This is a genomic window from Cupriavidus campinensis (genome assembly GCF_905397395.1).
Lineage (GTDB): Bacteria > Pseudomonadota > Gammaproteobacteria > Burkholderiales > Burkholderiaceae > Cupriavidus > Cupriavidus campinensis.
The window spans coordinates 261,828-283,452 of sequence record NZ_CAJPVH010000001.1 but is presented as its reverse complement, the minus strand read 5'-3'; the positions used below and the strand labels follow the sequence as shown (position 1 = coordinate 283,452).

At 56.2% G+C, this 21,625-nt stretch carries 12 protein-coding genes; 4 read left to right on the top strand and 8 right to left on the bottom strand.

Annotated features, from left to right (window positions below; translation table 11 throughout):
- Positions 1–13: 13 nt before the first annotated feature.
- Both KHO18_RS01240 and KHO18_RS01235 read right to left on the bottom strand, forming a co-directional pair.
- Positions 14–2,782 (bottom strand): integrase catalytic domain-containing protein, encoded by a 2,769-nt coding sequence (locus KHO18_RS01240; protein WP_211942645.1) that lies wholly within the window; start codon positions 2,780–2,782, stop codon positions 14–16.
- A 456-nt stretch (positions 2,783–3,238) separates the two neighbouring features.
- Positions 3,239–3,691, bottom strand: a complete 453-nt coding sequence (locus KHO18_RS01235) for a hypothetical protein (RefSeq protein WP_211942644.1) — start codon at positions 3,689–3,691, stop codon at positions 3,239–3,241.
- A 721-nt stretch (positions 3,692–4,412) separates the two neighbouring features.
- Here KHO18_RS01235 and KHO18_RS01230 point away from each other — a divergent pair.
- On the top strand, positions 4,413–4,919 hold the full coding sequence (locus KHO18_RS01230) for a DUF6471 domain-containing protein (protein ID WP_280527747.1): 507 nt from the start codon (positions 4,413–4,415) through the stop codon (positions 4,917–4,919).
- Between the two features lie 1,131 nt (positions 4,920–6,050).
- On the opposite strand, the gene KHO18_RS01225 is transcribed toward KHO18_RS01230, so the two are convergent.
- Positions 6,051–8,408 (bottom strand): hypothetical protein, encoded by a 2,358-nt coding sequence (locus KHO18_RS01225; RefSeq protein WP_211942642.1) that lies wholly within the window; start codon positions 8,406–8,408, stop codon positions 6,051–6,053.
- A gap of 375 nt (positions 8,409–8,783) precedes the next feature.
- Between KHO18_RS01225 and KHO18_RS01220 the strand changes: the two genes are divergently transcribed.
- Complete coding sequence (locus KHO18_RS01220) at positions 8,784–9,593, top strand: hypothetical protein (protein ID WP_211942641.1); 810 nt, start codon at positions 8,784–8,786, stop codon at positions 9,591–9,593.
- 79 nt (positions 9,594–9,672) lie between these two features.
- Here KHO18_RS01220 and KHO18_RS01215 read toward each other — a convergent pair whose 3' ends face one another.
- The 3 genes from KHO18_RS01215 to KHO18_RS01205 form a co-directional block, all read right to left on the bottom strand.
- The gene (locus KHO18_RS01215) at positions 9,673–10,497 is read right to left on the bottom strand and encodes a hypothetical protein (RefSeq protein ID WP_211942640.1); all 825 of its coding nucleotides are present in this window, start codon (positions 10,495–10,497) and stop codon (positions 9,673–9,675) included.
- Positions 10,498–10,795: 298 nt separating this feature from the next.
- Positions 10,796–14,812: an NACHT domain-containing protein gene (locus tag KHO18_RS01210; protein ID WP_211942639.1), complete on the bottom strand. Its 4,017-nt coding sequence runs from the start codon at positions 14,810–14,812 to the stop codon at positions 10,796–10,798.
- 93 nt (positions 14,813–14,905) lie between these two features.
- Positions 14,906–18,061 carry a DEAD/DEAH box helicase gene (locus KHO18_RS01205; RefSeq protein WP_211942638.1) on the bottom strand — a complete coding sequence of 1,052 codons (3,156 nt, stop codon included), beginning with the start codon at positions 18,059–18,061 and terminating at the stop codon, positions 14,906–14,908.
- 203 nt (positions 18,062–18,264) lie between these two features.
- On the opposite strand from KHO18_RS01205, the gene KHO18_RS01200 reads away from it, so the two are divergent.
- Positions 18,265–18,585, top strand: a complete 321-nt coding sequence (locus KHO18_RS01200) for an H-NS histone family protein (RefSeq protein ID WP_211942637.1) — start codon at positions 18,265–18,267, stop codon at positions 18,583–18,585.
- Between the two features lie 173 nt (positions 18,586–18,758).
- The gene (locus KHO18_RS01195) at positions 18,759–19,412 is read left to right on the top strand and encodes an HNH endonuclease (protein WP_211942636.1); all 654 of its coding nucleotides are present in this window, start codon (positions 18,759–18,761) and stop codon (positions 19,410–19,412) included.
- A 946-nt stretch (positions 19,413–20,358) separates the two neighbouring features.
- Here KHO18_RS01195 and KHO18_RS01190 read toward each other — a convergent pair.
- Together KHO18_RS01190 and KHO18_RS01185 are read right to left on the bottom strand one after the other, a co-directional pair.
- Positions 20,359–20,718, bottom strand: coding sequence for a 5-carboxymethyl-2-hydroxymuconate Delta-isomerase (locus tag KHO18_RS01190; RefSeq protein WP_211942635.1), 360 nt, complete (start codon positions 20,716–20,718; stop codon positions 20,359–20,361).
- Positions 20,719–20,793: 75 nt separating this feature from the next.
- Complete coding sequence (locus KHO18_RS01185) at positions 20,794–21,624, bottom strand: IclR family transcriptional regulator (RefSeq protein WP_144198266.1); 831 nt, start codon at positions 21,622–21,624, stop codon at positions 20,794–20,796.
- Position 21,625 lies beyond the last annotated feature (1 nt).

The window sequence follows — 21,625 nt, the reverse complement described above, 5'->3', positions numbered from 1 at the left end:
TCGTAGCATTTCGCTACACATAATTGCGAAATGCGTGGAGTGTGGATTCATCCAGGAAAGGACGAGGCACCTTGAACTCACTGTCCTTAGTGGATTCCGATTCTGGTGTCATTCCTTTGTTGTCGACGGTCTCACCGGCGTCAGGCTCCCATTGCAGCTCGCCGAAGGGCGAGTTAATGCTCTCCGCTGTGGTTTTCTCGAGAAATCTTGCGGCTTTGGAACTCGCGATGTGCAATCCAAGCGTCTTGGCCAAGTAACCCATCTCGGCCTGTTGCTTTGACATGCGCTCATCAAACGGACCGGGTATGAACAGCTCGGCCTTGTCGGCCAACACTTTTCTTGAGCCAATGGCCTGCTTGGCAAGCTGATTTTTGGCGCGTGCAGACTCCCTGCACGCTTGCTGGACTTGGTAAGTGGTCCTGCCGCGATACGGCTCGAGATTGCGAATAATGGCGCACTGCCATCCCTTCCCTTTCTCGCACACGTAGAGCACGTTCGCATCCCAGGGCTCTACGCGAACCTCCAAGCGGGCGCCTTTTTCCAGTTTCTTGAAGGACGGATGCCAAAAATATTGGCCGTAGAGGTATATGCCGCGCCGATTGTCCAAAAGCTGAAACCACTTTTTTGAGTGCGGACACGTAAGCAGCATCAAGTTTTCGTCGAATCGCACTAAGGTGTGTTCGCGTAGGCCGCTCTCCCTATATAGTTGCCTCTCCTTATCATTTGGGCTCATTCCAAGGGCCGGATGCACGCGTTCGGCGTATTGCCGAAAATATTCATCCAACATCAAGTACAATGCTGGTAGCGTCCATACGCCACGGTCGTACGGATAGACCTCGCGCGATACCGTTCTCGGGTCCACCATATTTGTAGTGTTTCCGCGAAGTTGCTGGATTATTTCCTCCTGAGTGGCGCCAAGCGCCCGCTCAACGACTGCGCCGCCACGAGGTTGGCTCGGCGGACGATAGCGAAGCTCAATACCGTAGAGATAGCAAAACCAAATAAGCTCGTTGGACCAGAACTCTTTCCCGTTGTCGACCACGAGAACTGTCGGAAGCCGCTTATGGCGTCGAACATAATCCCGCAGGACTAAAAGAACGGAAGCAGCACTTGGGGGGTTATACGAAAGCCAGAACGCACGCCTGTGCCGGCATGAGCCATCTACGGCAAGCGTTATGTATGGTTTGCCGAGGTCCACACCGTCCAGGTCTTTTGTGTCCAGAGTAACGGTGGTATGGTCGATGTAGCAGACTTCATGCGGTCTCGTACCGTGGACCGGAAATGGCTGAGCAAAAAGCGCGTCTAAGGGATATTTCTGATAAGCTGCTTTTCGGCCCTCCCGCAGTAGAATATCTTCTGCATTCTTGCAGTTCTTGCAAAAGGTTTGGTACGACCTTGGGGTAATAAGCTCGCCAGTCTCCTTTATGTGGTGTTCTATTCCCAATATATAAATACAGTACGCTCCTCTTCTCGTCATCCGTTCGGGGGAGTTGTAACATGTAATCGCGTCGATTAAGCATTTGTGCTCGGCCTCATTCGTGAAGTGAGGGTGGTGATTTCCTCGGTTGGGAATGCTGTCCATCAACGCAATCAGCCGGTCGAGCTGATTTTCCATGCCTCGGACTTTGCGCTTGAAGCTTTCGAGTGAGCTTCTCGAGAATTCCGTAAGGTCCCACCGTTCAAGCGCTTTCAAACGAACTCCAGCCCGGGCCCATTGGGGTGAGTCGAAGTCATGTAACATCTTCTTCGGGTCTGGCGGTATCCCCGGCGCATCGGAGGAAATCGCGTTGAGGTCGTTCAGCGCCAAAACCGACTCCAAATCGAGCACGGAGAGATGGCCGTCCTTGTCTTGCACATGCAGCTGGCGCTCGCCGCACATCACAACCGTGTACTCGACGTTTTCATACCGGATGACAGTTCCTGAGCGCAGCCGCATGACGCCTGGCAAGGGGAGGACAGGCTGAACCTCCTTTTGACGAGCGACCCGTACCGCAGCTGAGATGGCGGCATCCCGGCAAACAATTAAATCGGATGGGACGTCCAATAGCTCAGTCTCGAGATTGACGTGAACGTGCCCTCCTGCAATCGCAGTGAAAATCTGGTCCGCAGTGAAGTTATGCTCGTCCAGGAGCTCCATATACGAAACGTATTTTCTTTCGTCGAGAAGCTCGCTGATGCGTTGCAATGTGTCGGCGGAAATTTTCGGCGCGTCTTCTCGGAGATAGTCTTTAATGAACCGGGCGTTGTTCAGTAATCTGGTATTTATTGATGAGTTCTTCACTATCTTATAGGGGACACCCATTCTGCCGTACGTCGCCTCGGCTGGGCGATAGTGAATTGCGCCTTCTTCATCTCGGAAGTACGAATCTGGATGGCTTAAGGTCTGACCTAGCAGTCGTGCATCATCACGTATTTCATCGACGTAAACGGACATTCTTGTCACCACTAGAAAATCAGAGTGGTAGGGTCCCGTACCTCGACGCTTCCCATTTTTGTCGATGTAATCGACTTGGACCTCCAAAGGCTGCGGAAAATATGCGATGACATTGTCGTCATTTTCATATCGCATTGCCATCGCCAACTCTCCAGCCATACTTTCGACGAGAAGATGGTGCCCCATCTTCTTGCTGGGGTATTGGGAGGCGGTGTTTCCATAGTGATTCTGCGGTTTGCGAGAGGGTCCGTGGCTAATGACGTATCGAATATATTGACGTCCTTCCTCATGCATATTCATCTGGCAGACAATATTATCAACGTGCTCGCGAAGTTTTGCCTCGTCCATTTTTTTACTCCTTCAATTTGAGTATCGCGTACGCGATTTGCCGGCGGTATTCGGCCTTCCTCAGGGGCGGTGGTCTCCTGAGATTGCGGACAATAGTGTGGCCTCCCAAAACGATTAGCGTCCTGAGTTGCGAAAAAAAGCCTCCCCCTCGGGAAATCTGGAGTTTCTCGAAAAGACCTTGCGGTGGGCTTGCTTCGGGCGACGTGCTTAGCGAGCCGTCTTAAGCGGAAGAGGACTAACTAGGCGGTGTAGAGCGGGTTTTTACGTGCTCCATGATTACAGTCTCCATGGTGAGCAGAGTTTATGCTTTTCAGCGATTTGCGCAAGCGTTTTTTGCGAAACTATGCAAGACGTTTGGAGAGGGTTTTCCCGCGATTAACGTGAAATAGGTATTCGGTCAACGAGCATTATGTTGTTAACTGAAGGCGATTAAATAGATAATCTATGTGATACTGTTTATGCCGGCTCTTTGTGCCAGTGTTGGTGGAACGAATGCTTCGCAGCCGCCGCCGAAATGCCTTGTTTGGGGTCGACCAGAAGGACACGCTCGGCGTTAGCAGGCTGCGGTTCTGGGAGCATTCGCATCCAGTCGACTGGGTGAGCGACTTGAAGGAAGAGGGCGCGGGCACCTTCAATCGACGCAGGATTGCTGTCGAGAGCGCCAGCGAACCACCGGGCAGATGGCCCAAGGCATTGCAAGAAAGTACGTTGCTTGAGCTTGGCGCCCCAATTGCACTCGTTGACTAGGACGACGTCGTTGTATCCCTCGAGTGCATCGGCCAAATGAGCCGACCACCGGAAATAGCCGGCATCCAGGAAGCTGGCTGCAGTCGCCTGCCAGTGCTGAGCAGGAACACCTTGGCACGACGGGTGGAGGACTCCGTCGCATACGAAGAACAACACTCTCATCACGCCTGCTCCTCGCGACACCGGAAGGCTCCACCTCCTCGTGTGGTCGACCCCGAATCAGGGTTCCCCTCCAAAAGGAGGGTACGTAGCGCGTGGATTGCCGCGGGCAGGTCGGCTTTACCGTCGATGATGACGCTGGACTCAGAGAGAATCGGGAGAACCTGGCCCCAATCTGTGTCGAGAAGAACTGGATGGGGAGGGCGACGACGATGGAGGTCGGCACGCAACCATTCACGTCGAGCGGTTACGACAGGGTGGTGGTACCGGTGAAGTCTGTTGCCTGGGAGGGTTGCGCCGATGACGCTAGCGCGCGTCGCGTTTGGCAAGCAGGAGAGGGCCTCCCGGTAGCCCGCCTCCAAGATGTACCAACTGTGCAAGACGATTGCTGTTCGCGGTGAGGAAAGCAGAAGTTCTTCGAACAGTGCTATGTTGCCTGCGAAGGATTCTGAAGCATCGCCGCGTTTTGCAGCCGCATGCGGAGGGTGAAGAATGCCCTCGGGATTGAGATAGAGAGTGGCCACGACGAGCTTGACTCAAGGAAGCGCGCACGCCGTCGTGCATCGTGGTCCGCAGGGAAACGGACCAGATACAATGCATGCGCTGCACCGTTCTTGAGTTGCCTGGCTCTGCCGAAAATGGCTTTAGTTCTGCTTGGACGAGTCGGCTTTTCCCTGTTTCCGCGGTATATGGTTAACAGGGCTACAACATCAGCGAGGACCGCTTGAGTCATGTTGATACAGCGTGGACGCGGCTAGCGTCGCGCACTGCCCGCGGCTTACTGGTGCGAAAAGGGGTGTCTTACGAGCAACTTGTCGAATGCCTGGCGGCTGTCGACTTGGAGGAGTCCGTTCGCGCCGTTGAGGGCAAGGTTCAGCGCGGCTCCTTCCGTTGCAGCTTCTTCTTCCAGCTCCTGCTTGCAGTGCAAGCTGACCTCCCGGACGAATTGGTGTTGTCGAAACGACAAGAGTCGTGGGAAGAGGCGTGCGCCAGAACATTCCTTCGAGAGCTGGAGCATCACGGCCTGACATACGACGTCCTGGCAAAACGGTTTTTGAAGACAGGTCTGGAGTTGAGTGCCGCGCAGCTCGAGCAGCAAGTCTCATCGGGAAGCTTTCCGTTCACGCTACTGCTCCAACTCTCGGCCGTCGCACCGGTCACGTTGCTTCAGCGGTTCGTTGACCAGAGCGACATCGAAGAGACTGCGAAGCTGTATGTCCATGGTGGCTAGAATTTTGGTATGGTTTAAACCATACCGATAGATTAGACCACGACGCGAAAAATGCAAGGAATGGCTGAGCGTTTTCGCGGAACGTCACTCGTCAGAGGCCCGTAAGAGGACGCAACCCAACCTTGATTCCGCTGATGCAAGGCCTACACTCGATTTACCAGCGCTGTCGCTCATAAGCAGAACTACTTCCTGACAGCAGTCATTCCCCTATCCGCAGTTGCTAGCAGCCAGGCACGATGAGCTCGATGTCTTCGAGTTATCGCATGCTTCGATGCACAGCGTTTCACACATCTTTGAAACCGAGCAGAGCTGCGGTTCTCCCTTGGGGGAGCTATGTCAATTTGGTCGGTTGCATCTGTAGACCGCGAGCCCGAGATTGGGCTGCGTCGCTGGCGAGTCATGGAGACCGAGCGAGGTGAACACCATTTCGTCGGCCAGTGTGTTGCTAGCAATACCGGTCGTGTGAGCTCCGCAATCGTGTCGTTCGACAGGCAAAGTCGGACCGGAAGAACCCGAAGCGGACGGCGCTACACCTTGATTGGCGACCCTGGGGACGACCCGGATGGCATGCATACCTGGTCTATCTGGGTGATTTCGAACAACGTAACGCGTCAGACAAACGTGAGCTCCCAGTACCTCGCGCTGGGAGACAAAAATGATGCCATCGCGGGGGCGTAGTTGTCTCATCTAAGGGGCGTTGACATGGCGATAGTGATAGAGCTCTCCGTTGCCAAAGACGAAGTTCGAGTCACGGACTGGAGGCTTTTGCAGACGTACCATCCGCGTTGGCACGTCTTCGGGCGATTTGGAGCCACTGGGGGATTCTGGATAACGCCGCCCTTGGTCTTTCGTGACGTCCGAAGACTCGTGGCCGAATCCGAAAATGGGCGTCGATATCGATTGGTTGGAGAGCCGGGCGTCCCCTCGATGCCGGCGTCGTTCGTGGAATGTTGCGCGAGCTTCGATGCGCGACTTGCCACTACGCGTGACGTGACCGTTGATTTACTGAAATTGCGGGATAGGGCGGTTGGCCGACGGGGTGGCGAAGGTAGCGTTCTGGCATCTCATTGGATGGGGCTGCCAGAACGGTAGGGTGCATACGCCAGCTCAACGTTGTCTCGGTGCGGGAGTTCACTCTTTGGCGACCGGTTCCTTCTTTTCCCCGCCGAGAGCGGAGGTGATGGCGCCGGGCAACTTCTCTTGGTTGCTTTGAACGTAGTTTTGATAGAGAGCGCTGCCGGTTTCCTTGACGAAGAACAGGGCTCCGAAGCTGATAACGCCGAGGACCGTCAGGCATTTTCGAAGTCGAGGAAACGGGGCAAGAGCTGCGTGCGTCTTTCCGAAGTGCCAAATCAGGCCGAAGCCTACCAAGCAACCAACAACCATTGCGGGCAGGACGGGATACTGCACGCGGAGTAGGTACACCAGCAGGCCGTCCACGGCCAGCGCCGCAAGTATGCCTGGTAGCAAGCCGACCAATAGTAGGAAGCGCAATGCCGCGTTTTTCTTTTGCCGTTGCTCGCTTGCCTCCCTTTCCTTCGATTGGAGGGCCATTAACTGCTTGTCGGCATTTGATTTTTCGGCGGCAGCGGCAGCAAGCTGCTTCTCAAGTGCGGCAACCTTCTCATCCGCTTCCTTGGCGCGACCCTGTGCAAAATCTCGCTCTTCGGCGACTTTATTGTTCTGAGCCTGGAACGTGTCCCTTTGCAAGCGAAGGGCTTCAGCTTCCTGTGCTTTTTTGCCAGCCAGGGCGTCCTTCTGGAGGGCCTCAGCTTCAAGCTGTTGCACGCGTTGTACCGTACCCTCATGCGCTGCGAGAAGCTCGTCCCGAATAATCTCGACTTCTTCCTCGGACGAGTGGGCACGTTTGAAGCGCGAGCGTACAGCCTTGTCCAGCAAGATGGTTTGCAGCTCTGCCGGCGAGAATGTATGGACCTCCTCGAAGGTAGCCATCCTTCTAAGAATCGCTACAGTGACGTCTTCCGTGTCGGAGTCGAAGTCCCTAAACAAGAGCGGCAGTCGCAGGCTACCGAACAGTGCTTTTTCGAATTCTGCTGAGCGGGGCGTCCAGAACTGCGCGTACTGGATGAAGCTGCTGGGGTCGATACACACAGGAACGTAGTTGCATCTGCCACCACGCTTGAAGGCGTCAAATCCCATCAGCCTCTTGTCCAGGGTCACGAACCAATCCGAAGCATCCAACGGTGACGCTAAGCCAGCAGGACGAGCTCGCTCAACACAATGCCAGATATAGACATCGTGCTTGATGGCTTCATAGTTCTTCCTTCGCTCCTCGGGCTTCTTCGCCTCGTGCTCCTCCATCCTTCGCACGTCCTCGAGGAACTCGGCGTCGAGCGTGGATACGAGAAGCGAGCGGTCGATAATCTCGATGTTTCGACCCCTGAGGATTCCCGCGAGACCCGATACATACGGCTCAAAGTACTCACGAGGGCTCAACCCAATCGTTGACTTCGCCGCCGCCTGGAAGTATCGACCATACACGCCTGAAAGATTCGAGCTCATACCCACGCGAGCAACATTCGAGGGCATGGGATTTGCGCCCAGATGATGCATGGCGGCATTCAGCACGCGTGTTGCTTCGTCGATGGTCTCAGGGAAGACGAAAAGTTTGAGTTGAATGGGTGAATTGGGATTCCGGTTCAGCGCCATCAAGCTTTGGACGCTGTCATCCTCATAATTCTCATGAAGAGACAGGACCGAAAACAGGGTATTCGTGTCCAGGAAAAGCTTGATAGAGCTCTTCCGAGTGCGCTTACGGTCGAGTGCGTCGATGGTGGAGTTGTCCAGGCTGACGGCACTTACAAAGAACGTCGCTGCGACGCGCTTGAGGATGAACTGGCAGGTCTGTTGGTTGTTCGGGTCAAGAAACTTGATGACAGCGTGAGTGACCTGCTCGCGGACCTCGGCAGGTACGGTTTCCATAACGGGCCCGAGGCCTTCTGTCGGGATTTCCGCCGCACTTCCCGAAATGAGGTTTAGCGTATTAGCACCAGACTGCGAAATCAGAGGGTACAGGTAGTCGTTCTCGAACTTGAACCAGAGCGCGGTTGCGTCGACGTCTGGAGCTGCTTCATTCACTAGACCTTCAAAGCGCATGCGTGCGGCCGTCTCCTCCGCTGACGTCGCGGCCATGGCATCATCAATCTCACGTATTGCTTCCTGACGTAGCTTGAAATGCAGCTTGGGGTTCTCGAGCAGCTTCTTTTCGGACAGGAGGTGAGAAACGGCCTTCTCAATAGCGGCAGCCCCGAAATCGTGAGTTGTCGCCTCCTTAACCTCGTCCCGTAGCTGCTGCTTAGTTACTGCGCCTCCCTTACGCGCACGCAAGACCGCCAAAATAATCTTGAGGAGAGTCTTTTGAACCCAGCCACTCTCATTCAGTTCGACGTAGTGGACGAGCGATACCAGTTCTTTAGTTAGTTTTACTTGTTCGGTCATCTTCAAGAAATCTGTCTTGCGCGCTTCCATGGGTCGGCCTCCGCTTCCCACATCACAGCACAGAGATGTCGCGCCAGCATGCGGCGACGTTAATGTCGCATAATACCGTTGTTGGGCTTGAGGCTAGAGGCCGTGTTTGTTGGGGATGTGCAAAAAAGCAGACAACTTTTTGATGCCTCACCCGGATGAGGTATGCGGAACGGCATTTATCCGTGCTTAGCTCCATTGAAACCCCACTAAAGTGGGTCAGGTGGGGGCGGCGAATCGTTTTTTGAGGAAGAACGGTCGAGCAAACACTTGACGGTGACTGACCTAACCGCTGACAGTCATGCGGGTTCCCGTATGGCCTTTGGGCTTGTCGGGAAGACGAAAACTATCGAAACACTATTCTCTTAATCTTAATTGATGGGCAAGCAGAGGGATTTGCACCGTAGGTGGAAACGTGCTGGCAAGCAACTAGAAGAGCTGTTCGACTCTCCCGAGCACACGGTGGTCGTGCACTACTCCTGCGAGAGCTTCTATGACCGCGAGAATCCACGCTCGCCACGGGTCACTTCAATCGCTGTTCGCAACCTTGACTCAGGGCAAACGACCTCATTCTCTATTCACTTGGTTGCCGAGCAACGGGGTCTTCTAGACAGCATTGCTGACCACTATGACGCCCTTGAGGGCGAGATGCTCACGGCCTTCTTCGAGAACATGCGAATTCGGAGCCATTGCAAGTGGATGCATTGGAATATGCGAGACGCTAACTATGGCTTCGAGGCGTTGGAGAATCGCTTGCGTGCCCTGGGAGGCCGGCCTACGACGCTTGACGAGCGGAATCGCTATGACCTGTCCCGCATCTTGGTCAGCATGTTCGGGAACGCCTATATTGGTCACCCTCGACTCGAGAAGCTAATGGCGCTGAATCACATTACCGCTCGGGATTTTCTCAATGGCCAGCAGGAGGCAGATGCTTTCGTCGCGCAAGAGTTCGTAAAGCTGCATCAATCAACTTTGCGGAAAGTCGATGTACTAGCCAATCTTGCGGAGAGAGCTCACAACGGCTCGTTGAAAACACATGCAACTTGGTGGCAGCGCCATGGGCGCTCAGTCGCAGCAGCCGCTGAATGGGCGAAGGAGCATTGGTTGTTTAGCGGAATCGGTGCGCTCTTGGGCTTGGGCGCCGCGGTCTATAAGGCATTGCCTTGGCTGAGAGCGCTGTTCAGTTAGCTGCTGCCTACCGGTGACGAGCGGCTTGCCTGGAGCATGGTTGTAGTTGTTTACTACCATGCTCCGACATGACGCACGGTTACGGGAGCGGCTGCAGAAGCTTGCCAGACCACTCTATGAGTTTGAAGGTCACACCTTGCGTGGCCTGTTTGAAGACGTCCTCATTTTCATCGAAGGATGCCGCGATGATGCTCTGTAGCTTGGGCTCACCGGCTAGTTGCTTGAGAAGGGCGTGTTGGCTGTCGACTGCCATGGAATGTTGACCAGGTTCATCAAGCATGAGTACGCTTGGATGATTGCCTTCAAAGTTCTTGGTTACGGACGTCTGATGCAGCGCCAGGAGATAGCTCCAAATAAGTCGCACGAAGTCACTAGCACTTGAATCCGATTTGATGTCCGTACGAATCTCCCGCAGTTCCATTTGCGCCAGAGACGGGACAAGAGTGTCATCCGAGATTTCGACATCTTGGATGGGAGCGCTTTCATACCCGAACGAACCGGCATTGGCTCGGAAATGCTTCTCGAACACATCAATTCGGATATTGTCGTCCTCGGTGTAAGCGTCCTTTGGTAGCTTTTTGCGTGCCCCTTGATTGGCCACCAGCCTGTCGGAGATGGCCCTCAGTTGGCGTAGTCCGTCCGCTGTCTTTGTTTCCACTTCCTGTAAAGCGGTGACTTCTGACTCAATTTGCACTTGGCGGCGCACAACAGCTTTAGACTCGGTCGCACCGGATGACACGTCCCCGCGCATTGCGACGAGCACATCGCGCTTGGCTGCCAGCCTGGCAGCCAATTCCGTAACTCTCACTTCGGATTCTTGAATCGTCTCCTTCACTCCGAAAATCTGCCGTATCAACATGCGCCGCTGACTGTCTAGATACGCGATGTTGGCGTCGAGGTCCATCTGGGGCCCGGTGATACGCAGTTCAACTACGGGACGCGCGAGCTCCTCTGTGCGTATGCGAAAGCGGGGCTTCCCGCCTATCGATATGTGTTCTCAAGGCACCGGAACGACAGCAAGGCCGCGCCGGTACATGGTGATGAGCTTCAGTTCGCATTCGACAATCTCTCGGCTTCGCATCGCGGAAAGAAGCTTCCGTTCACGTTCGGAGCCTACCTCGCCATTAGGGCTGCAGGTGAGGATTCTGCCAACACCGAATTTGGCACTGCTTTAACGATTGCCTCCGTGTTAGGGCAAGCATCTATATGCTTTGGGCGCGCGACAAATCGATGACGACGCCATGGATATGTGGCCACTCCTCTAATGGTATTCGTTCGCTCATCAACGTCGCAAAATGTTGGGCGTCCCGAGGCTTCACGCGCTCAGGTGTCGCTCGCGGAGAGTGTCCAAACCACAGGACGATGTAGATTCCCACACCGCCTGCATCCGGGTGGACGGAGTAGTAGCGTTCAAGCTGCTCTCGCCACGCTGTCCAAACCGCCTCATGATTCTCCTTCTTGATTTCGACAGGGACCATGATGCGCGAACTCTTGGCGAAGAGAACGCCTTGCATGTCAGCGCGCCGCTCATTGGCAGCTTGCGCTTCTTTTGATGCTTCAACGTTCTTAGGCGCTAAGCGTCCCCGCAGGAGGGTCAAGAGTACGTCTCGGCATTCATTCTCCGACTTCGGTTTCTCGTTTCCCCGCTCGTCGACGGTCCAAAAAAGCCGCAACAGGTTCGTGTCGTCGTGACGAATATGTTCTGCGCACATGGTCAACTGGTCGGCCATTAGCGCTGCCAAGTCTTGCGCGTTTGCCGGTGCCCGATTTGCCAGGGTATTCGCCGCTGCGAGCGCGTCTGTCGGTTTGAAAAATGCCTTTCGAGCAAAGCGCTGCTGGTCGTAGTAGCAACCATCTAGATGGACACGCCATCCTTCCAACGACGGTAGTGCCTTTAGGCGCCGAAGCTGTGTTCCCGCCTGCGGCGAAGGGTCTTCGGAAAGCCATTTCGTCAGTCGGTGGACGATATCTCCTCTCTCGTGCTCGTGGGTGTGGATTCGGTCTATTTCAAATCGATTCACTGCTGCACTGGGAGCAAGAATCTCAACCAATCTCGCGAGCACCCTGGGCGTGAAACGCTGGCTTTCATCCGTCGTAGTGTATTGTTGGACGATGGCGTCAGTGAGCGCAGCTACGTCCACGGATGAACTCAAAAAGAGCTCATCCAAGTGAGGCCCGAAAACGTCAGGAAATGCTCGGAGGCCGGCAACCAGAAAGGCGAGCCGTTGGTGTTCGTCAATTCCATCATTCGCCACATTCGCAGACGCGACGCTCGACAAGGTCTCCGTATGATGGATTCCCGCCGCTGGGAGGAGCACAGAGTTTAGAAAACGAATCTGCCCAGGCGAAGCTTGGCGTGGAAGAAGCGAGAAGAGCTCCGGTAACAGTAATCGCGCCAGATTGACTGGGCCTGTAGGCTCGCGTAGGTCCCGCAACGCGGCAAACTGCGGCCCCTCTACGTTGCTAAGATGGGCCGCCGCATGGCGAAGAACGAGCGGAGCGACAAGCTCTGGGAGCGCGTTAGCCACAGCCAGGTACCACGTTGGCGATTTTTCTGTTGACGCTACGAGCATGAATGCAACCAGCGTTCGAATCAGGCCATGGTCCCAGTGTTGCCAGGCATGCGGGTTGGACTGACTCTCAAGCTCTGCAGCTAGCAGGCAAGGATTCTGCAGGTAGAAGTTTTTCTTCTCGTTGATGTAGAGCGAGAAAATCTCGTCCGCGGTTGGCAAGTCCTCTCTGGTGAGAATTCTTCTGATTCCACCGATGGCACGCTGTACGTGGGTCTCATCGACTACTAGGTAGTCCTGGAGGCGTTCAACGGGACTTCTACCGTTGATGTTGCTGTAACGATTCTGGTAAGCCAAAATCAAACGGTGGAAGAGAGAGGGCGGTGCCTTGCCGGCGTAGACATCTTCTAGGTGAGGAGCAAGCGACCGTTGGCGTTCCTCTCGTTGTTCAAGGCGTTTTTGGGTCGCCTCCAGCTTTCTCGCGAAATCGGTCTTGTAATGGGTGTCAAGTGACCACGAGCAGGCGTCAGATTGCCACTGTTCGGCATCCGACCATCGCGGAGTATTTGCAGAGACCCATTCCGCAATATCATCGATAGTGATATCAAAAGGTGTAGGTGGCGAGATTGCGTACATGGCAGCCTGCCTAAAGCAGTACTGTGCCAGTTCAGTGCTCGGTGTGATGCTAGCCAATGAGAGCATCCATTTGTACCAGTCCTTCGGTAAATCGACCCTCCCTAGCCGTTGCTCAGCTACCCAAAAACTCAGCTTCCCTTGTTCATCCGGCTGAACCTGCGAGTAGCCGAAAGCCAAAATGGCCTTCATAAGTGAAGGCCTTGCGGAAAGCCAGGCCCGAATTTCGTCTTCGCTGCCTCCGTGGCCGCGATGAAATCCATACTCATCGACAGTTACTCTGAGCCAAGAATAAATCTGCTCCGGTGTAGAGTCATCGCCGCACTCGAGGAGTGCGCGCGCGAGGAGTCGTGCAGCGATTTCTCTCACGTCCTCCAGGTCATCATCTCGCTGACCATCTGCTGCCGCCTCTAAGGTCTTGATTGATGACGCGAAGCGCTCCGCAAGCGCGGGCAAAGCGAACCTGGGCGTTGCGTTAACGAACTTAACCTTCCAGAAATACTTGAAGTCGCCGAAGAGGGAGTCCGACTTGGGCTTTCGAAGATATGCCATCATCTGGTGGGGGGGCAGCAGCGTGGGATACAGGTGAGTTAGCAGCGCCCCAATCAGTTCATCTTCGTCGTCCTCTACGTGACCGCTGTCAACTTCGTTCAGGAGCTGCCTTGCGGCATTTCCTTCTGAGTCGTCATTGACAAGCAACGCATCTAATGCCGCCTTTCGGATGCGAGGCCAGTACGTCGGGTCCCTAACGATATCCACTAGTCCAGGTGTTAGTACGGACATCGGGCTTCCATACCTAATGGCGTCGAGAATGCAATCGAGCACGGCCTGATGTGCAGGGTCACGCGAAGCACCCCGCAATCGGTCCGCAAATACTTGGACCATATCTGGCGTCCCGAGCGCGCCGAACGGTTGAGCAGACCAGTTTTCGTTCCTGAACCAGCGATACTGCGTTGCTTCTTCATGAAGCGCGTCCAAAAGCGCCATCTTTTCGGTGACAGAGAATGGCCGGACATCACCGTAGAGGATGAGTCCAAGAGGGTCGCGCTCAACAAGGAGTAGACGCTCGGTCCTGCAGTGAACGCAAAGCCAGGCGTAGAGCCCCCTCATAGCATCGACAACCCTCCCATCGTTCCCGCAAACAAGCGACAGCACGCGTGAAATCGGCAAACCGTCACGCTGTACAAGTCGAGAAATGGCCTTCGCTCCCAAGTACTCCGCCACTGTTCGATGGCGCGGAACTCGATTGAATCCTGCGGCTCCAAATAGCGGAGTAGACAGGGTGGCGTGGATTTCATCAGTGCTTAGCCTTAAGGCCGCGACAACTGTTGAAACGGAGACTGATGACTCCCCCGGCAATGCATCGTCGATGGCAATGCTCGGCGCGCTGGAAATTACGAGCAATGCAGAAAGTAGACCTGCTTGATGTAAGGTTTCCTCCAAGGCGAAGTTTTTGCCCCTCTGGCCCCGTTGATGAACTGGATTGTGTTCTTGAGCCAGTTGTCGACAGGCAAGCTCGTACGTTTCTTCTTTGCTTTCGGGCCACCTGTCGCTTCCAACCGCCCTGACAACCAGGTCAAGCAGCAGAGGGTTCCCAAAGAGGGGTGCAACTCCAAGTTGCTCCGACTTGGCAAGAAATTTATTCGCTTCCGGCAAACGAGAGGGCACCCACGATTCGACGAGCTCTCGGACTTCAGCATCCGATAGAGGTTCTAGTTGCAGCTCTACGACCTCCTTGTTAGGGGACACAAACTTTAGGTCTGCAGCACCTCCAGAAAACCACTCCGCCTCCCGGCACGAAAGCCGAAACCGTGGGCGACCGAGCTCGGCCAGCTTCTTCCGTATGGCGTCGAATGTTGCCAAGAAACTGCCCGAGGACACTTGACCCTCGTCCAATGCGTCAATAAACAGGGTCCCTCCAGCCCATCCATCGGGAGGCCCAACAGCAATCAAATTTCTGGCTGTGACGAAATGGCAGTCATCGGCACTTTCCGCTTCGCGTAGAAACGCAGTCGATTTTCCGGAGCCCGGCTCGCCAAGAAGCACGTAGGCGTCTACTTCCGCCCAGTCTGCCAATAGCCTGGTGTCTCGTGCACCATTCGCCAGAGTCTTGGTGCCGCGGCGGGGTAGGTAGCTCAAAATTGTCATTGGCTGCCGACGGGAGGCTGATTAGTTGTTGGAGATTCGAGCTGCACAATAGTCGAAGTACTTCTGTTGCGCCCACTCTGTCCTATTTCCCACAACATATAGTCGTCGCTTGGCACGGGTCGCAGCGACGTTCAGTAGGTTTGGCTTTTCTGCGGCCCAGGCCTTAGCGCCAGGTCTCTTTGGATTCCCGCCAAGGACAAGGACCACAACATCTGCTTCCTTTCCTTGGACGGTGTGAATCGTTCCAACCTTGATGCCCTCCAGTGAATGCCTCCGTACCAGTTGCCGTAATCCGTCGACAACAGTTCGGAAGGGTGAAATCAAAAAGATTTCCGCATCGTGGCCACCACTTCTAATGCCGTGCACGAGAGACAGTACTGCTTCCCCTTCTAACGGTATCCAGTGCTTGTCTGCGTCATGCGATACGATGTCGTGCCACGACGTTGGGGGCAAGCCGACGTCCTTTCGCGCCTGAGTACCGAACACCATCAATCCGTCATATGCAATCCGGTTAGCGACATCGAACATCTCTCGCTCGCAGCGCCGATGGACGCGGAGCGGTGAACCGACCCAGAGCTGCTCATTCGCTTGGGCCACGGTGGTACCGAATGGCGTCGCGCGGTCGGCAAGTTTTTGGGCGGACGTGCTTCCGGGCAGCCAGGTTTCCGACACGCCATAGTGCAAGCGCAAAGCGTGCTGAACCGTGTACGGGATTGAGACAACAGGTTCCAGTTGCAGCGGGTCTCCGACGACGACGACCCGCCGGGAACGCCAGATTGCGCCCGCAGCGGCCTGTGGGACCGCTTGGCCGGCTTCGTCGATGAGCAGCCAGCCGATGCTCTCTTTACCGAGGTGCGAAAACAAGCGCGCGAACGACGCAAAGGTGCTGGAGACAACCGGCACTACCAAGAACAGCGTCTGCCAGGCGGCCAAAGTTGCTTCCTTGGGAGCCGTCTGTGGTGCGCTGCCGTCCAGGATGTCAGCTAGGCCATGGAGATTTTTCCGAACAGTGTCAGCGTTCGCTGTGATGAAGGCTTTGTGCAAGTTCAGGGCAGCAAGGAAGACCTTGGCGCGCGCGTGATTCCAGGCCTCAGTGGCCCAGGGCGCAGAAAGTTCTCTTGCTTCTTCTTCGGTAGCCCATAGGTCATCGTCAGGGAAGTGCTGCTCAAGGGCGGCTCTATCTTGCTGAATGTCCGCCGTCAGGCGTCCGACGACTGCTTCCCTGTCTTTGCGCTCTTGGGCCAGTGTTTGGAGCAGTCTGCGAGCTTCAACCTCTTCAAGCTTCGTTGCTGCCGCTTCGTTCTGTGCTTGAAGAAGGCGGCTCTCGGAGTCGGCGGCAACCTTTTGGAGACCACGTTCCATCGCGCGCCATGCTCGGTAGGCTTTGCCTAGGGAGCTAACAATTTCCCATATGCCTGGCCGGTTTGCATGATGCAACTTGTACGAAGCTCGGTGGCCTTCAGTTTGAAGCGCTTGAGCTTCAGCTGCGGACAGGGCCGCCTGATGGCGCCGACCATAAGAGGGAAGGCTGTCCATCAGGGCGACGGATTCACTGTCGATACGAACGATTTCGGCACGCTCGGAACGAAGCGATTTGATGTGGCGAAACACCTGCGCGAGCTTCGAGCGCTCTGCTTTTTCCTGCGCCAGAGTCTGTTCGAACTCTTTAACAGCCGCGCGCCAATCGACGGGCGTTGCCGTTGCTGCAGTTAGCCACGCTTGGAATCCCGTCTTCTTCACCTTGAGGTCGTTCTCGGGCGGAATTGCGGCTTCGAACGGTAGTTCTTGGCCGTGCCAAAAGTTTGAGAGAAACTCGCCCCTGTTGCTCTTGTTGCCGAGCTTCGCGGCAAGTAAGCCCCATGCAGGTTGTTGGATAGTTTGGGTTCCAAAGCGAGGGAAGTAGTCGACCTGGTCAAGCCAGCTTGCGTCCACCGCCTTTGCCCCCGGAATTTCGAGCGTAATGTTCTCTACCGCGCCGTTGTTCGACGAAGCCGCGACGATTTCGAAGCCCGTCAACGTGCTCGATGGAACGGAGATTGAGCGGTTCCACTTTCCGCTCTTCCACCCAGTGCGACCACCGAACCCCTCCGACGGCGAAGACAGATTTGCCAGAGCTTTGGCCCGAGCGACAACAACACCAGCGACGATGTCGCGCAGCATCGTCGTCTTGCCTGTGCCCGGCGGGCCATTCACCCCAAACAATCCGCCTTTGGGAAACAGCGATTTCCAGATGGAATTGACAGCGAATTGCTGACTATACACAAGGGGATGATGCCCCTCGCCAGGCCAGCGTCCGGTGGGAAATCTGTCCGGAGCGAGCGTTTCGAATACGTCACCAAGATTCTGCCGAATATCGGTCCTGGGGATGCGCTTCTCGGATTCGTCGGTGGTTAGGTAGTCGCGTAGCGCCATTCCACGGTCGCCGGATTTCAACGCGTCAGCAACGCGGTCAAGGTCGTCGACAAAAAAGCTGTTCAGGAAGTCAGCATCGTCGGATTCGTGTGCCTTTTTCGACGCAAGCTGATAGCTTTGAGTTCGAATTACGGTCTGCTGAGGGATAACGGCTTGGAGTCCCAACGAATCCGTCACCCACTGGGCTAGGGCGAATAGGTCGTCTGCATCTACGGGGCGGCCAACTTCCTCTTCACGTTCCCCGAAAGTCCCTCTCGCCGGGTCGTCCGGCAAGATTCCAAGTTGCTTTCGGGTATGTTGCTCAAATTTCGACTGAAATCGCGAAACACCTTCGAGCCACTCCTTTGCTTCCGGACCGACTGTCACGGTTCGTCCCAACGCCCACGCGCAATTTGACAACACCAGCGTGTCGAAGAGTGGGCGGCCGTCATCGGCTACAGAGATGGAGAACATTGCCGTTTCACCATCTGAGCGCTCATCTACCGCCTCCGGGTCTTTGCCGCAGGCTGCTTCGAGAATCGTTCTAACCGTATCGAGAGGGTAGACACTGACAAAGAGCCGATGCCGCCACACTTTGTTGTAGCCAAGCTTGCGGCCGCGTAGCCGGTGCGTGGGTTCCCAGGGAAGCGTGCCGTCTTCCTGAGCAATATCAAACGACGGAAAGGTCTTGTCGTTAGGCTCCGCCGCAGGGATGGTCTGAGGGGAGAACAGTTCGACGGCCCGCCAATACTTCAGGACGGATGTCTGTTGGAGCGACTCGGACATTTCGACAATCTTGTTGAATTTCGACAGATTCAGAATTCTGCAATATACAGGCCCGGGCCGTCTATTTTCCTAAGGAGGGGTATTGACCCTGCGGGCGGGTAATAGAACGACATTAGTTGGTGTAGCTGTTTGCTTGCCAATTTCGGTCTGAGCGGCGTATAACCATCTAGCTGTTGTTCCAGAGATATCGCCCAAGGAGAAACATGGCAACTTACAAGCAACTGATGGCGCAGAAAGAAGCCCTCGAAGCCCAGCTCGCAGAGATACGTGCGAATGAAGTCGCGGGCGTCATCGAACAAATCCGTAACCTGATGGTTGAGTACAACCTTTCGCTTGAGGACATTCAAGGGAAGCGGCGTCGCGGGCGGCCCGCTGGCAGCGCGTCGGCAAAGGCTGCAGAGGCAAAGGAGCCGTTGCCGCCGAAGTATCGTGACCCGAAGACCGGAAAGACCTGGTCCGGTCGCGGCCGAGCCCCTGCCTGGCTCGGCAAAAATCCGAACCGATTCCTCATCGCTGAAGAATAATTGCGGTCGAGACATCTACATAACGACTTGTGAAGTCTCAGCCTTGGGACTGCCGCGCCAATTATATGTTTCCCGTGCCGCGACACGGGATGCCACTGTTCAGTGGCAGCAACGCCGGCTGCCGCTTCTCGAGGCTGGACCATGGATGGTCGAGCCAATACTGCCAGACTTCAATGACAAAAGTTCTGCACTTCAGAAATGACGAGCGCGGGTACATGAATTGGCTGGCCGGCAATCCAGATGGACTCGTGCTCAACATTCGACATCCTGCGCATCAGTTCACGCCAAAGTTGCATCGCGCGTGCGGAACAATAACGAGTACGAAGAACGCGCCGTATACGTCCGGCCAATACACCAAACTCTTTTCGCACCGATACGACCAGATTTCTCACCAGTTTCTTGAGGAGACCAAGGGGATTCGCGTTGGCATCTCGCCGTGCGGGACGTGTAAGCCGGACGTGGAAGCACTGGAAATTGATGAGGCGGCTGGATTCTATGCCGTACTAGACGGCCTGGTCAGTAGAGCACTTCAGGACGACGCTTCGCGTCGCCGTGCTCGTCTGGAGAAAGCTGAGCCGAAGGCGGCGGAGAAGTTCGTTCTAACGCGAGTGTTTGACCGCAAACCTGACGTAATTGCCGAAGTACTCTACCGAGCTGCCGGTACGTGCGAATCCTGCAATTCCAAGGCTCCTTTCAGCCGGAGGTCGACAGGTGAACCTTATCTCGAAGTTCACCATGTTGTGCCTTTGGCCAAAGGAGGCGACGACACCGTCTCGAACGCGATAGCCGTCTGCCCGAACTGCCATCGAGAGCAGCATTACGGCTGACCGTGCGGATGCGGTGCTGATTCGAACAGAGGTGCCTTGTACTAGGTGTGAGCCGTCGAATCCCCAGATGTGACCAAATGACGCTCCACCCAATCCAGCTCATCGGGTGTCAGCCACATCGCGTAAGGCACGACAGCTCGCACTCGGTCGAGCGTCGCGGAAGACGTGGGGGCGTCGCCTGACTCGGTTGCGACGATGGCCCGGAGATGGCCGAGCAGTGCCTCACAGGTTTGCCACCGCTCATAGCGCTCTTCACCCGTTTCCCCGGTGTCATACGTGCCGTCAGGAAGCTTACGCACACACAACTTTGGCTGCGTTCCGGGAAGTACCGCTGGAAAATATCGATGGGGGAAGTCGTTGGGGACTTGCTTCTGATGTTCCATGTCGCGCTCCAAAGCTCGTGCGAGCAAGAACTCATTTGCACGCTGCAGGACCGGTGAAGGGTCGAGCCGATGCCAATGACAGGGCTGCTCAAAGCTGGGCTGGAGGTTTGCTGCCGAGTTGTCGTTCTACTTCTAGTGGCAGCCAGGGACGCGCCGGGAGGCACACTGCAATATTAGTCGGTGGGGAAGGCGAGGGAAAGGCGAGGTTGAAGGCGGCGGGCTCTGGGGTAGGGACTTATTCCGGATTTTTCGCCAGGAGTTGGGTGATGTATGTAGGTGACGAGGCATTTTTGGGCGAAATGCTTAATTCATGCTATACCATTAAGGTCAGTGACCGACTTCAGGGCGTGGCGGAGTGTGGATGGATTTTCGGTTTGTGAGGACGTTGGTTGTGCTGATTTGTGGGCAATAAGGCGCGGGATTTATGGGGATGCGAAAAATCCAACGAACTGATTTATTTTGTACAATAAATCCAGCGTTATGCTTTACGTCAGCGAAGAGATAGCCACCCGCGCCCTCAGAAAACCTCAACCAAAAGCTTTATTTCTGTCCAGGGAATTCATTTAGCTGACATGCTTGGTGAACACGGCGCGCTCCATCTCCTGCACGTTCACACTGACCTGCACGCTCTGGCCGGCGCCGGGGCGCACCGCATCGGTGAGGACACCGCACACGGCCTGCGCGATCTGCTTGCGCACGGCCTGCTCGCGCCCATCCAGAATCCAGACCGTGGCGTGCACGAAGGCGCGGTCGCGGTTTTCCGTACCCTGGCGGTAGGTGGTCAGCGTCACGCAGCGGGACTTGATGTCCGGCTCGCCAAACTGGCCGGTGGCCAGCAGCGCGGCGTTGGCTTCATCCAGCAGCTCGTCCTGCGAGCAGGTCAGGCGGGTGTTTTCGGTGATTTCGATGATCAGTTGCGGCATGGCGGGAGCGTCGAAGGATCGGAGGGAAAGCCAGCATCGTACGGCAAACCGGCGCCCTCCGGGGAACCCCTCGGCTCAGGCCGCCACGCCGAACGCGGCCTCGATGCGGCGAATGTGGTCGCGCAGCAGCGGCCGCACCTTTTCCAGCAGATGCGCCGGCGGCACGATGGCGTTCGGGCCGCTGCAGCTGAGCGTCATCGGCGGCAGGGACTGGCCGGGCCGGAAGGCGAGGGCGATGGAGTTGATGTCCGGCAGCCATTCGCCGAACGATGTGGTGCAGCCGAGCCGGCGCGCCTCGTCACGGCTGGCGGAGAGCACGCCCTCGGCGTGGGCCGCGCTGACGCGGTCGTCGGCGCGGAACGCGGTCAGCGCCTGGCGCTGCTCGGCCGGCGGCAGGGCCAGGAGGTAGGCCCGCCCGGCAGCCGTGTTGAGCCCCGAGACGCGGCTGCCCACGGCCACGCGCAGCGTGAGGTAGCTCTCCGACTGGCAGTTCTCGTAGATCAGCATGCGGCCCCGGTCGCGCACGATCAGCGAGGTCACCCCCTGCGAGAGGTCCGCCAGTTCCTGCATGTAGGGCCGCGCCACGGCCAGCACGTCGGCGCCGGGCTGGCCGGCCGGTACCAGCGCCAGCGCGGAACTGCCCAGCCGGTAGCGCACCGGCTCCGTGAGCGCCTGCAGGTAGCCGAGTTCGGTCAGCGTGTGCGTGAGGCGCGAGACGGTCGACTTCGGCAGCCCGCAGCGCTGGGCCAGTTCGGCATTGCCGAGCTCGCTGTCGAAGGCGCGGAAGCACGCCAGCACGTCGAGCCCGCGCGCCAGCGCAGTCACGAAATGGCGGTCTTCCTTGCGGTTGTCCGCCTTGGGCGCGGCGGGCGGGAGGTCGGAGAGGGAATCGGCCTGGCTATCCATG